Origin of the sequence: Pseudomonas sp. FSL W5-0299 (assembly GCF_005930655.1) — a bacterium.
Taxonomy (GTDB): Bacteria; Pseudomonadota; Gammaproteobacteria; order Pseudomonadales; family Pseudomonadaceae; genus Aquipseudomonas; species Aquipseudomonas mandelii.
This window is the reverse complement of the sequence record NZ_RXHX01000066.1, coordinates 1-11,465: the sequence shown is the minus strand read 5'-3', so window position 1 is coordinate 11,465 and position 11,465 is coordinate 1. Positions and strand designations below refer to the sequence as shown.

The 11,465-nt window shown below is 58.6% G+C and carries 13 protein-coding genes, 4 tRNA genes and 1 pseudogene; 12 read left to right on the top strand and 6 right to left on the bottom strand.

Features of this window, described 5'->3' with window-relative positions:
* The first annotated feature begins 106 nt into the window (after window positions 1–106).
* Entirely contained in the window at window positions 107–625 is a 519-nt protein-coding gene (locus tag FHL16_RS33075; protein ID WP_010458675.1) for a cupin domain-containing protein, read from the top strand.
* A gap of 104 nt (window positions 626–729) precedes the next feature.
* On the opposite strand, the gene FHL16_RS33070 is transcribed toward FHL16_RS33075, so the two are convergent.
* A complete protein-coding gene (locus tag FHL16_RS33070; RefSeq protein ID WP_010458677.1) occupies window positions 730–1,377 on the bottom strand; it encodes a YceH family protein in 648 nt (215 codons plus the stop codon).
* A gap of 139 nt (window positions 1,378–1,516) precedes the next feature.
* On the opposite strand from FHL16_RS33070, the gene FHL16_RS33065 reads away from it, so the two are divergent.
* Complete coding sequence (locus tag FHL16_RS33065) at window positions 1,517–2,026, top strand: DUF1993 domain-containing protein (RefSeq protein ID WP_010458678.1); 510 nt, start codon at window positions 1,517–1,519, stop codon at window positions 2,024–2,026.
* Window positions 2,027–2,212: 186 nt separating this feature from the next.
* On the opposite strand, the gene sstT is transcribed toward FHL16_RS33065, so the two are convergent.
* Complete coding sequence (gene sstT / locus FHL16_RS33060) at window positions 2,213–3,445, bottom strand: serine/threonine transporter SstT (RefSeq protein WP_077750486.1); 1,233 nt, start codon at window positions 3,443–3,445, stop codon at window positions 2,213–2,215.
* 279 nt (window positions 3,446–3,724) lie between these two features.
* Between sstT and FHL16_RS33055 the strand changes: the two genes are divergently transcribed.
* A complete protein-coding gene (locus FHL16_RS33055) occupies window positions 3,725–4,879 on the top strand; it encodes an MFS transporter (RefSeq protein WP_010458683.1) in 1,155 nt (384 codons plus the stop codon).
* A 3-nt stretch (window positions 4,880–4,882) separates the two neighbouring features.
* Here the strand turns inward: FHL16_RS33055 and nhaR are convergent, their stop codons facing one another.
* On the bottom strand, window positions 4,883–5,782 hold the full coding sequence (gene nhaR / locus FHL16_RS33050) for a transcriptional activator NhaR (RefSeq protein ID WP_010458685.1): 900 nt from the start codon (window positions 5,780–5,782) through the stop codon (window positions 4,883–4,885).
* A 135-nt stretch (window positions 5,783–5,917) separates the two neighbouring features.
* Here nhaR and FHL16_RS33045 point away from each other — a divergent pair, with 135 nt between their 5' ends.
* Both FHL16_RS33045 and FHL16_RS33040 read left to right on the top strand, forming a co-directional pair.
* A complete protein-coding gene (locus tag FHL16_RS33045; RefSeq protein ID WP_010458687.1) occupies window positions 5,918–6,160 on the top strand; it encodes a hypothetical protein in 243 nt (80 codons plus the stop codon).
* A 28-nt stretch (window positions 6,161–6,188) separates the two neighbouring features.
* On the top strand, window positions 6,189–6,938 hold the full coding sequence (locus FHL16_RS33040) for a TerC family protein (protein ID WP_010458689.1): 750 nt from the start codon (window positions 6,189–6,191) through the stop codon (window positions 6,936–6,938).
* A 74-nt stretch (window positions 6,939–7,012) separates the two neighbouring features.
* Here the strand turns inward: FHL16_RS33040 and FHL16_RS33035 are convergent, their stop codons facing one another.
* Complete coding sequence (locus tag FHL16_RS33035) at window positions 7,013–7,183, bottom strand: hypothetical protein (protein WP_178082292.1); 171 nt, start codon at window positions 7,181–7,183, stop codon at window positions 7,013–7,015.
* Window positions 7,184–7,350: 167 nt separating this feature from the next.
* Between FHL16_RS33035 and FHL16_RS33030 the strand changes: the two are divergent.
* The 3 genes and pseudogenes from FHL16_RS33030 (at window position 7,351) to FHL16_RS33020 (ending at window position 8,612) form a co-directional block, all read left to right on the top strand.
* A pseudogene (locus FHL16_RS33030) lies at window positions 7,351–8,078 on the top strand (peptidase C39 family protein).
* Between the two features lie 94 nt (window positions 8,079–8,172).
* The gene (locus FHL16_RS33025) at window positions 8,173–8,379 is read left to right on the top strand and encodes a DUF6021 family protein (RefSeq protein WP_010458694.1); all 207 of its coding nucleotides are present in this window, start codon (window positions 8,173–8,175) and stop codon (window positions 8,377–8,379) included.
* 17 nt (window positions 8,380–8,396) lie between these two features.
* Entirely contained in the window at window positions 8,397–8,612 is a 216-nt protein-coding gene (locus tag FHL16_RS33020; RefSeq protein WP_010458697.1) for a hypothetical protein, read from the top strand.
* Window positions 8,613–8,667: 55 nt separating this feature from the next.
* Here the strand turns inward: FHL16_RS33020 and pbpG are convergent, their stop codons facing one another.
* Window positions 8,668–9,606: a D-alanyl-D-alanine endopeptidase gene (gene pbpG / locus FHL16_RS33015; protein WP_010458699.1), complete on the bottom strand. Its 939-nt coding sequence runs from the start codon at window positions 9,604–9,606 to the stop codon at window positions 8,668–8,670.
* 237 nt (window positions 9,607–9,843) lie between these two features.
* The gene (gene folD, locus FHL16_RS33010) at window positions 9,844–10,698 is read right to left on the bottom strand and encodes a bifunctional methylenetetrahydrofolate dehydrogenase/methenyltetrahydrofolate cyclohydrolase FolD (protein WP_010458702.1); all 855 of its coding nucleotides are present in this window, start codon (window positions 10,696–10,698) and stop codon (window positions 9,844–9,846) included.
* Between the two features lie 275 nt (window positions 10,699–10,973).
* On the opposite strand from folD, the gene FHL16_RS33005 reads away from it, so the two are divergent.
* The 4 genes from FHL16_RS33005 (at window position 10,974) to FHL16_RS32990 (ending at window position 11,453) form a co-directional block, all read left to right on the top strand.
* Window positions 10,974–11,050 (top strand) — tRNA-Arg (locus FHL16_RS33005).
* A gap of 32 nt (window positions 11,051–11,082) precedes the next feature.
* Window positions 11,083–11,158 (top strand) — tRNA-His (locus tag FHL16_RS33000).
* A gap of 56 nt (window positions 11,159–11,214) precedes the next feature.
* Window positions 11,215–11,299 (top strand) — tRNA-Leu (locus FHL16_RS32995).
* 78 nt (window positions 11,300–11,377) lie between these two features.
* Window positions 11,378–11,453: transfer RNA gene (locus FHL16_RS32990), tRNA-His, on the top strand.
* The last annotated feature ends 12 nt before the right edge of the window (window positions 11,454–11,465 follow it).

The window sequence follows — 11,465 nt, the reverse complement described above, 5'->3', positions numbered from 1 at the left end:
TTTGCTCGCGATGGGCGCAACTCGGTCTCTCAAGTGCATCTGCCGCCTATACTCCCCGCCAGCAAAGACTTGCCGCCCCAACCAACAAACCGTGCCCGAGGTTCCCATGCATCCCCCCATTCTCAACCTGAATCAGGTCGAACTCGAACCGTTGCCCGAAGCCCTGGCGCCCACCGGTGATACCGCCGGCCGCTACCAACAGAGAATGGCCCGTGTCGGCCAGCAGTTGGGGTCGCAAAAGCTCGGTTATCGGTTATACGTGCTGGAACCAGGCATGCGTGGCAGCCCGTTTCACAGTCATCGGGTCAACGAGGAGATGTTTTACGTCGTGGCCGGGGAAGGGGAGGTGCGCCTCGGTGCCGAACGGTTTCCGATCCGCGCCGGCGACGTGATCGCCTGCCCGCCGGGCGGTCCTGAAGCGGCGCACCAGATCATCAACACCAGCAAGGGCGAACTGCGCTACCTGGCGGTCAGCACCCAGCAATCGCCGGAGATTTGCGAGTACCCGGATTCCGGCAAATACGTGGTGATGGACCACTTCAAGGTCGACGCCGAAGGTAATCCCTCAGGCTTCGTCGCCATCGCCCGACCGGGCGATGGCGTGGATTACTGGGACGGCGAGTAGCACTCCCTTTAGTAGGCGCGAGGCTTGCTCGCGAAGGCGATTTTCAGTTCGACGATAATGTTGAATCGCTTTCGCGGGCAAGCTCCTACAAATCACAATGTTGGTTATTCGAGGCGCGCCAGGCGCTCTTCGAGTGCGGCAATCCGCGCTTCGAGCTCTTCGATTCGTTCAACCGACACACCGCTACCGGCACTGCGTTCGGCCGGGTTTTGCCGGGCGGCGAGGATGACTTCGATATCCGCCGGATCCCCCAGCGCATGCATATAGCGGTCTTCCCGCTGGCCGGCCTGACGCGGAATCAGCAGTGCCAATCCGCGAGCAATCAGACGTTCCAGTTGATGCACAACCTGCTCGGCATCTTCAAACTCATGCATGCGTGCGCTGCGGGTCAGCAGTTCATTGACCGTCTGCGGACCGCGCAAAAACAACAGCCCCGTCAGAATCACCTGGGCCGGCACCAGTTCCAGCGCCTTGTCGACCTTATGTTCCCAGCGATCGGCACGGCTGCCCATCACCAGTTTGGTAAACCCGCGGCCTTCAAGGGCGCGCAGGCTCTGGCCGACCTGACCCTGAGTGAGGTTCATCACCGGTTCGCGACTGGTTTTCTGGTTGCAGGCAATCACCAGCGCATTGAGGGTCAGCGGATAGGTTTCCGGGCTGGTGGCCTGCTTCTCGATCAACGAGCCCAGAATGCGGATTTCCGTGCTGTTGAGGCGCGGTTCGTCGAAGGTCGTTTCTTGCTCAGTGCTCATCGCGCTTTTCCCTATGCAATCGAAGCATGCAGTCGAAGCCGCCTAGCCTAATCCTTGCTGGATAAAAGACAAGCCGCAGGAGCGGCGGGCATGGCTATAATCGGCCCACGTTTTCCTCCTGTCACCACACGAGACTGTCATGACTATTTCCCTGTATGCCGCTTCCGTTCCTGTTTTCAAACAAATGCTCAACGCCCTGAGCGACGTTCTGAACAAGGCCGAAGCCCACGCCACCGCCAAGAACATCGACCCGAACGCATTCCTGCAAGCCCGCCTGTACCCGGACATGTTCCCGCTGGTGCGTCAGGTGCAGATCGCCGTTGATTTCGCCAAAGGCGTGTCCTCGCGCCTGGCCGAGATCGAAGTGCCGAAGTACGACGACACCGAAACCACCTTCGCTGAACTGCAAGCCCTGATCACCAAGGTTCTGGCCTACATCGGCGAGATCAAGCCAGAGCAGATCGACGGCAAGGAAGGCATCGAGATCGTGACGCGTCCAGGCACGCCAAAAGAGAAGCGCTTCAGTGGCCAGGCTTACCTGCTGACCTACGGCCTGCCGCAGTTCTTCTTCCACGTCACCACCGCTTACGCATTGCTGCGTCACAACGGTGTGGAAGTGGGCAAGCGCGATTACATGGGCGCGTTCTAAACCGCCCGCGCACAAAAAAGCCCCCGCAGCCTGACGTTGCGGGGGCTTTTTCATGGGTAAGTATTATTCAACGATGCCGCAGATCCTGTGGGAGCGAGCCTGCTCGCGAAGGCGGTACATCAGCCAACATCATCGTTAAGTGTTGGTCAGCATTCGCGAGCAGGCTCGCTCCCACAGAGATGTGGGTCAGGCCAGGCGTTCGGCTTTTGCTTCTTCACCCAGGCAAGCCGCGGCGGTGAACAGCACATCCGTGGAGGAGTTCAGCGCCGTCTCCGCAGAATCCTGCAACACACCAATAATGAAACCCACCGCTACCACCTGCATGGCGATTTCACTCGGAATGCCAAACAGGCTGCACGCCAGTGGGATCAGCAACAACGAACCACCGGCCACGCCCGAAGCACCACACGCACAGATCGCCGCCACCACACTGAGCAGAATGGCTGTCGGGATATCCACGGCGATGCCCAGGGTATGCACGGCCGCCAGGGTCAGCACGGTGATGGTGATCGCCGCGCCGGCCATGTTGATGGTCGCACCCAGCGGGATCGATACCGAGTAAGTGTCTTCATGCAGGCCCAGGCGCTTGCTCAATTCCAGGTTGACCGGAATGTTCGCCGCCGAGCTGCGGGTAAAGAACGCGGTGATGCCGCTTTCTCGCAAGCACATCAGCACCAGAGGATACGGGTTGCGGCGCAGTTTCCAGAACACGATCAGCGGGTTCATCACCAGCGCGACAAACAACATGCAGCCCAGCAGCACGGCCAGCAGATGCACGTAGCCGATCAACGCCCCGAAGCCAGACGTGGCCAAGGTCGACGCGACCAGGCCGAAGATCCCCAGCGGTGCGAAACGAATCACCAGGCGCACGATCAGGGTCACGCCATTGGACAGGTCGCCGAGCACTTCGCGAGTGGTGTCACCGGCATGGCGAATCGCAATGCCCATGCCGATCGCCCAGGCCAGAATGCCGATGAAGTTGGCGTTCATCAGCGCACTGACCGGGTTGTCGACCACGCTGAGCAGCAGACTTTGCAGCACTTCGCTGATGCCGCCCGGCGCAGTCACGGCGACGTCATGAGTGGACAGCACCAGGCTGGACGGGAACATCATGCTGGCAACCACCGCGACCACCGCGGCGGCAAACGTCCCCAGCAAGTACAAAAACAGAATCGGCCGGATGTGGGTTTCCTGGCCGTGCTTATGGTTGGCGATCGACGCCATCACCAGCACGAACACCAGAATCGGCGCGACGGCTTTGAGTGCCGAAACGAAGACCTTGCCGATGAATGCCGTGGATTTCGCCACCTCAGGCGCGATCAGCGCCAGGGCAATCCCGGCGATCAGGCCGATGACGATTTGCGAGACCAGGCTCAAGCGTTTCAAGCGTTGCAATAGCGAAGGGGATGAAGCAGTCATAAAACGGCATCTCTGATTATTAGGTGCGGGGGTGTCGCGACATCAATGCCAGTGAATGGCCGATGAACAAGGTGTACGTATCGCAGGGCGCGGACTTTATCACAGCGTGGTCTTGATACTTCAGACCTGTGACGATCTGCCGCCCGCACGTTCAACGAGATCGGCAGGTTCGTGCAACCCTGATCGGAAACACTCTGTTAAGATTGCGCATCCTTATTTTCAAGTCATGCCAGTGGGCCTTCGGGTTATCGCTGGTGTCGTCGTTTTCTGGAGTTCTGCATGCTGTTGCCCATCCTTCTGTTGTCGGCCGCCGGTTTTACCGTGCTGACCACGGAATTCGTCATCGTCGGCCTGTTGCCGGCGATTGCCCGAGACCTTGAAGTCAGCATCCCCCAAGCAGGTTTGCTGGTGACCCTGTTCGCCTTTACCGTCGCCGCGTTCGGGCCGTTCCTGACCGCGTACTTCGCAAGGTTCGAGCGGCGCAAGCTGTTCATCTCGGTGCTGATCATGTTCGGCCTGGCCAACACCCTCGCGGCGTTTGCGCCGAACATCTGGGTGATGGCCATCGCCCGCTTGATCCCCGCGTTGGGGTTGCCGGTGTTCTGGGCGCTGGCCAGTGAAACCGCCGTGGACATCGTCGGGCCGGATTACGCCGGGCGGGCAATTGCCAAAATCGGTTTCGGCATTGTCTGTGCCACGGTGTTCGGCATTCCGGTGGGCACGTTGATTTCCGATGCGTTCGGCTGGCGCAGTGCCTTCGGCATTCTGGCGGTGATCGCGTTTGCCAAGGCGTTGCTGCTGTTTATCTACCTGCCGAAAACCAACCTGCATCAGCATCAGGTGAGCTTCCGTTCGCAGTTCAAGATCTTGCGCAGCCCGTTGATGCTGGGCCATGTGCTCCTGTCGATCCTGGTGTTCAGCGGCATGTTTACCGCTTACACCTACCTGGCAGACATCCTTGAACGCCTCGCCGGTTTCAACGGTACGGTGGTCGGCTGGTGCCTGATGGGCTTCGGCGCGGTCGGTCTGATCGGCAACTCGTTGGGCGGTCGCGCTGTGGATCGTCATCCGTTGATGGCTTCGATGATGTTCTGCACGTTCATGATCGCCGGCATGGTGGCGTTGGTACCGAACATTCATTCGCCGCTCGGGCTGGCGGCGGCGATGGGCATCTGGGGCGTGACTCAGGCGGCGTTGTTCCTGGTCAGTCATGTGCGATTGATGAAGGCCGCGCCCGAGGCACCGGCCTTCGCCGCGTCGCTGAACATCGCCGGGGCCAACCTCGGGATCGGCCTGGGTGCGATGGTCGGCGGACGGGTGATCGACAGCGTTGGCCTGGGCGGGCTGGGTTTTGCGGCTGCCGCGTTTATCCTGGTTTCGATTCTCCTGGCCATGGCGCTGATGACCATGAAACCTCGCGAGATCTGCGCCTGACCTTCACAGCTCGGTAAACAGCTCGCGTCGGGCACCTTCGGTAATCGCCACGATGCCGGGGTGCTTGACCTTGCGTTCCACGGAAATGGCGTAGAACGACTCCGTCACAGCGTCGGTCTGGCCAATCAACTCCACGCCGTATTGGCGTTTCACTTCGTCGGCAATCACGCTCGGGCCGATGAAAATCCCGCTGCCCGATTGACCGAAAGCCTGCATCAGCGCGCTGTCGTCGAACTCGCCGACAATGCGCGGCTGGATTTGCTGCTCGGCAAACCAGCGCTGCAAGCGACTGCGCACCACGGTTTCCGGCCCGGGGATCAGCAGTGGTGCACCGTGCAGGCTGCGTGGGAAATCCTGACCGTACTGTGCTGCCAGCTCGGCGGTGGCGAAGAAGCTGATCCCGCATTCACCGAGTTTCTGGCTGTAACCCTTGATGTCCAGGTGCGAGGGCATCGGGCTGTCGGAAATCACCAGGTCCAGCCGCTGGATCGCCAGGTCGGCGAGCAGCCGTTCCAGTTTGTCTTCGCGGCAGGTGATGCGCAGCGGTTCACTCAGTTCCATGGTCGGTGCGATCAGGCGATAGACGATGGATTTGGGCACCACATCGGCGACGCCCACCCGAAACAGGATCTGCTGTTCATTGGGTTGCGCCCGCAGCATCAACTCCAGTTCGCCGCCCAGCTGAAACATTTGCTCGGCGTAGGGCAGGGTCTGACGCCCGGCCTCCGTCAGCTCAAGCTGGCGACCGACCCGCCGGAACAGCTCGATGCCATAGGTTTGTTCGAGCAGGGAAATCTGCCCGCTGATGGTCTGGGGCGTCAGGTTCAGCTGCTCGCAGGCGCGCACGATGCTGCCGGTCTTGGCCACCACCCAGAAGTAATGCAATTGGCGATAGTTGAGCATGACGGCCTACAGTTCGTGAAAACCGAAGTATAACCGCTAAAAATACGAATTTTCCTGAAGTGTTTGCCTCCCTAGAATGCCTCGCTATCAACGGGCCATCGTTTCGGACCGTTTTGTTCTATCGAGGAAAGCATCATGAAGCTTAAAACCACGGCACTGTTGATTGCGTCTTTACTGGTATTGGCCGGTTGCGACCAGGCCGAGAAAAGCGCGCAGCAATTGATGGGCAAGGCTGCCGAATCCGCCAAACAGGCGATCGACGACACCCACAAAGCCGCCGAACAAGCGATCAGTGATGCCACCGGCGGCCTGATCAGCAAGAAAGAACCATCGGCCGAAGATCAGCGCAAAACCGAATCTTCGTCCCAGGAAATCTAAACCGTCTACAACGAGTCAGGACTGACCCATGGAATACCTTTTAGAACTTGCTGCAAGCCCCACCGCCTGGGTCGCCCTGGCCACGTTGATCGTCATGGAAATCGTGCTCGGCATCGATAACCTGATCTTCATCTCGATCCTGACCAACAAGCTGCCCGAGCAGCATCGGCAGAAAGCACGCCGCATCGGTATCGGCATGGCGCTGATTCTGCGACTGGGCCTGCTGAGCACTATCGCGTTCATCGTCCAGTTGACCGAGCCTGTGATCGATATTCTCGGCCATGCGTTCTCCTGGAAGGACATGATCCTGATCGCCGGTGGCCTGTTCCTGTTGTGGAAGGCGACTACCGAGATCCATCACAGCATGGACCCGGCCCCGGATGATCCGATGTCGGCGACCTCGACCGTGACCCTGGGTTTTGCTGCCGCGATCGGTCAGATCCTGATGCTGGACATGGTGTTTTCCATCGACAGCATCATTACCGCTGTGGGCATGACCGAGCATTTGCCGATCATGATCATCGCCGTAGTGGTGTCGGTGCTGGTGATGTTGCTGGCGGCTGATCCTCTGGCCAAATTCATCAACGACAACCCGACCGTGGTGATGCTGGCGCTGGGCTTCCTGATCATGATCGGTATGACACTGATCGCTGAAGGTTTCGGGGCTCACGTGCCTAAAGGCTACGTCTATGCGGCCATGGCTTTCTCGGCGACCATCGAGGGCTTGAACATGATGTCGCGTCGGGCCAAGCAGAAGAAAATAGCGGCTGAAGCTTAACCCGCGGAAAAACGAAACGGCCGCCTGCGCTCGAAAGAGCCCAGGCGGCCGTTTTTGTTGGCGAATCCGAAGGATCAGTGCGCGGTCGCGTGGTGGACCGGTGGTTTATCGGTCTTCGCCAAAGGCGCCGATTGAACGGGGTGGTGATGGTGCCGACGGGTAATCCGCAAAACGCCCCACAGCATGGCGGCGGCCACGGCCAGCCAGCCGGAAATCAACATCACGATTGTCATTGTCAGGCTCATCAGTGCCTCCTCTTTGCCCTGCATCGGGCACACACTCTTTGCAAATGACAGTCTAGTCGCTGCTGTGTTTCAGGCTATTGACCAAAGGTCGGCTGTCATCAACCAGTTCGCTCTATTGAATGCACTCAACTGTAGGTTAAGGCTATACCGCCACCGCGTGGCGTCCTATGATCGACGGCCAAGCCGGGAGCGTATTAACTGGCGTCTGAACAAGAGAGTGATGATCGTGCGGGTATTTTCTCGAATTCGAGCGGCGGCGCTGATTGTCGGCTGCGTTGCAGGTTTGGCCGGATGCGCGGGGACTGTGGCGCCGGAGATCAAGCGGTTGCCCGAGCGGGTAGAACTCAGCGGCACGTTCTACCGTGGCCAGGACTATCAGAGCGGACCACAGGTATTGGCCAGCATGCTGGCACAGCAGGGCATCGTGATTACGCCCGGGTTGCTGCAAAAACCCCTGCACTTGCCCGGCGCCGAAGCACAACTGCAACAGAATATGCAAAACCTGGCGCGTGAGTACGGGATGGTGGTGTATCCCCTCGACAGCCATTTGCCGGCGCTGTTGACCCAGGTCGCGGCCGGTTATCCGGTGATGGTGCGCTTCACTGAAGGCTCGGCGCTCTGGGCTGAGCCGCGTTACGCCATTCTCGCCGGATACAATCGCCAGAAGCAGACGGTGTTACTGCGTGCCGGGATGAATCGCCGGAATTTGATGAGCTTCAGTTCGTTTGAGTCCTCTTTCAAGGATGCTGGCGGCTGGGCCGTATTGATTCAGAAACCCAATCAGATCCCTGCCAACGTTGATCAACAGCGCTGGCTGAAGGCGGCGAGCGATCTTGGCCAGGCCGGTCAGGAACAGGCCGCTGCCCGCGCGAAGAAGGCGTTGACCGCACAATAAGTTTCCGTTCGTCATGTGCCCGGCACTGTCGGGCATGCCTGGCCTCTAAAGGACAAGACCCGGTTTCTCCGGGCCAGATCCCAGGAGGCGCCCCATGGCACATTCCAATACCCCCGACGGCCCGCATTCATCCGAACATTCTTCGGGCGACGAATTGGGATTCGACCCCGATTCGCCGGACCTCGCCGATCCTCAGGTCGATCCCATCGGCCCCGCCAAGGCGCCGAGGGATGTTAAGCCGGGCGACAATCCCAAGGCTCCGGCGAAGCCTTACGACCCACTCGCTGATCTGAAGCCCTAACCCTTGGTGAGGTGCGTATGTCTACTGATTCGAGTTTCAACGACAAACGTCCGGACAGTGTTCCAACGACCCCTGAAGAGGGTGTTGATCCGGTGATGGATCCGAACGATCCGTTAAGGGATCCGTTGGCCCGTCCGATGGTGGTCCCGACGGAGCATCCCCATGGCATGAAAGATCCAAGCGCCGGGGATGGCATTCCGGATGACGATCAGATGCCGCTGCCCAACGATTAACGCCAGACGAAAAAAAGCCCCGAATGATCGGGGCTTTGTTTTTTCTGTCGCTGACTTATTTCGAGGCTTCAACCACACCGCTCTGGCGGTGCTTGAGGTTCTTGTCCGACTTGTACTGCAAGGCTACCGACGGCACGTCTGCGCCTTTGCCGGTTTCCACCCAGCTGCGGATGCGGGCGGCATCGGCAAAATGCGTGTACTTGCCGAAGGCGTCGAGAATCACCAGCGCCACCTGGCGATTGCCCATGCTGGTCACCAACACCAGGCAGTGACCGGCTTCGTTGGTGAACCCGGTTTTGGTCAGCTTGATGTCCCAGTTTGGCTTGCGGACCAAATGGTCGGTGTTACGGAAACCCAGGCTGTAGTTGGGTTTGCGGAACGTGACGGTTTTTTCCTTGGTGGTGCTCAACTCGGTCAATAACGGGTATTTGTGTGCGGCGATCAGCAATTTGCTCAGGTCGCGGGCAGTAGAGACGTTACGCGGGGAGAGGCCCGTCGGCTCGACGAAGTGGGTGCTGGTCATGCCCAGCGCCTTTGCCTTGGCGTTCATCGCGGCAATGAATGCGACGTAGCCACCCGGATAGTGATGAGCCAGGCTCGCCGCCGCACGGTTTTCCGAGGACATCAGGGCGATCAGCAGCATTTCCCTGCGCGGCAATTCGCTTTTGAGTTTGACCCGGGAAAACACGCCTTTCATTTCTGGCGTGTCGCTGATGTTGATATTGATGTACTCGTCCATGTTCTGCCTGGCTTCGACCACAACCAGACCGGTCATCAATTTGCTGACCGAGGCGATAGGGACAACCACATCGGGGTTGCTGGCATAGATGACTTTGTTGGTCTGCATATCCAGCAGCAAAGAGCTGCCGGAAGCGAGCTTGAGTTGTTTCGTGTCTCGGGGGGCTGCGGTGGTCTCCGCGGCGCTGGCGATTGGCGTGATGAACGTCCCTGTAAATACAAAAAATAGGCTCAGGATGGAAAGACGGATTTTCACGCTGGCGGACTCATAAGGTGTTGATAAGCCGTTATGTAACGGGTTATTTCGTAAAAAGCGCGACATTCTGGAGTATGGCTGAATAACTGTCGATGGTTGTTCAAGGAGGAGGTGAAAGTCCTTGGAAACATGAAAAAAAAGTCATTTTCCGGCGGATGGTCGATCTTTTACCCCAGGCAAAAAGAACCCCGCCATTGGCGGGGTTCTTTTGTTCATCGCTTATGTCGAAGCAGGCACTCAGCTGTGCAGTGTTTCTGCCGCGTACAGCGTGTTTTCCAGCAGGCAGGCACGCGTCATCGGGCCAACACCGCCCGGTACCGGCGTGATCCAGCCAGCGCGGGGCAGGGCGGTTTCGTAGATCACGTCACCGACCAGTTTGCCGTCTTCCTGGCGGTTGATGCCGACGTCGATCACGATCGCGCCTTCCTTGATCCACTCACCTTTGACCAGGCCCGGTTTGCCGGCGGCGACGACAACCAGGTCGGCACGGCCGACGTGGCCGGCCAGATCCTTGGTGAAGCGGTGGGTGACGGTCACGGTGCAACCGGCGAGCAGCAATTCCATCGCCATCGGACGGCCAACGATGTTGGAGGCTCCGACGACCACCGCGTCCATCCCGTAAAGGTCTACACCGGTGCTTTCCAGCAAGGTCATGATGCCTTTGGGGGTGCACGGACGCAGCAACGGGATGCGCTGGGCCAGGCGGCCGACGTTATAAGGATGGAAGCCGTCGACGTCTTTATCTGGACGAATGCGCTCCAGCAATTTGGAGGCATCCAGGTGCTCAGGTAAAGGAAGCTGAAGCAGAACGCCGTCAATTGCCGGATCGTCGTTCAGGCGATCGATCAGGTCGGTCAGTGCTTCTTGAGTGGTTTCGGAAGGCAGGTCGTAGGCTTGGGAAATGAAGCCGACCTCTTCACAGTCTTTACGCTTGTGCGAGACATAAACCTGAGAGGCGGGATCGCTGCCGACCAGGATCACCGCGAGCCCCGGGGTGCGCAGGCCTTGCTCGCGACGCTCGGTGACTCGTTTGGCGATCTGCTGGCGCAGGCTGGCGGCGATCGATTTGCCGTCGATTAGTTGTGCAGTCATTGCGCGTGATTAACCATCGAGAGGGGAAAAAAAGAGAACGCATTCTCGCATGTCATGAGGTGAGGGCAAAGGCGCTTGGTCTGCAAATTCCTCTAAGCCCTTTAATTAAATGAATTTTTTATAAAAAGCATTTGACGGCCTTCGGGGCGCTCTATACTATTCGTCGCACTTGTCGGGCACAGCCTAGCACTGGATGAGAAGGTCAAGCGGAATTACGGTTCTGCGAGACTGGAAAGCTCTTAGTTTGTAGTCCTCCAAGAGTACAGATTAATAAGGCGCCCGTAGCTCAGCTGGATAGAGCATCCGCCTTCTAAGCGGATGGTCGCAGGTTCGAGTCCTGCCGGGTGCGCCATTAGGCAGCTTTGGCACAAGTAGCGCGATATGGTGGGCGTAGCTCAGTTGGTAGAGCACGGGATTGTGACTCCCGTTGTCGAGGGTTCGATCCCCTTCGTCCACCCCATATTTCAAAAGGCGCCAGATTAACAGTCTGGCGCCTTTGCTTTAACAGCTTCAAACGCGGATGTGGTGGAATTGGTAGACACACTGGATTTAGGTTCCAGCGCCGCAAGGTGTAAGAGTTCGAGTCTCTTCATCCGCACCAAATAAAGCTTCACTCAAGCCGGTTGGCCTGGTTGGGGCGCAGCAAGGGAGTTGATTGGCTTCTTTGCAAGGCAATATGGTGGGCGTAGCTCAGTTGGTAGAGCACGGGATTGTGACTCCCGTTGTCGAGGGTTCGATCCCCTTCGTCCACCCCATATTTCGAGAGG

Coding starts and splice junctions, on each gene's coding strand:
- FHL16_RS33020 (WP_010458697.1), top strand. CDS start 8,397: ATGTCTACTGATTCGAGTTTCAACGACAAACGTCCGGACAGTGTTCCA.
- folD (WP_010458702.1), bottom strand. CDS start 10,698: ATGACTGCACAACTAATCGACGGCAAATCGATCGCCGCCAGCCTGCGC.
- nhaR (WP_010458685.1), bottom strand. CDS start 5,782: ATGCTCAACTATCGCCAATTGCATTACTTCTGGGTGGTGGCCAAGACC.
- FHL16_RS33025 (WP_010458694.1), top strand. CDS start 8,173: ATGGCACATTCCAATACCCCCGACGGCCCGCATTCATCCGAACATTCT.
- FHL16_RS33035 (WP_178082292.1), bottom strand. CDS start 7,183: ATGAGCCTGACAATGACAATCGTGATGTTGATTTCCGGCTGGCTGGCC.
- FHL16_RS33045 (WP_010458687.1), top strand. CDS start 5,918: ATGAAGCTTAAAACCACGGCACTGTTGATTGCGTCTTTACTGGTATTG.
- FHL16_RS33065 (WP_010458678.1), top strand. CDS start 1,517: ATGACTATTTCCCTGTATGCCGCTTCCGTTCCTGTTTTCAAACAAATG.
- FHL16_RS33055 (WP_010458683.1), top strand. CDS start 3,725: ATGCTGTTGCCCATCCTTCTGTTGTCGGCCGCCGGTTTTACCGTGCTG.
- FHL16_RS33075 (WP_010458675.1), top strand. CDS start 107: ATGCATCCCCCCATTCTCAACCTGAATCAGGTCGAACTCGAACCGTTG.
- FHL16_RS33070 (WP_010458677.1), bottom strand. CDS start 1,377: ATGAGCACTGAGCAAGAAACGACCTTCGACGAACCGCGCCTCAACAGC.
- sstT (WP_077750486.1), bottom strand. CDS start 3,445: ATGACTGCTTCATCCCCTTCGCTATTGCAACGCTTGAAACGCTTGAGC.
- FHL16_RS33040 (WP_010458689.1), top strand. CDS start 6,189: ATGGAATACCTTTTAGAACTTGCTGCAAGCCCCACCGCCTGGGTCGCC.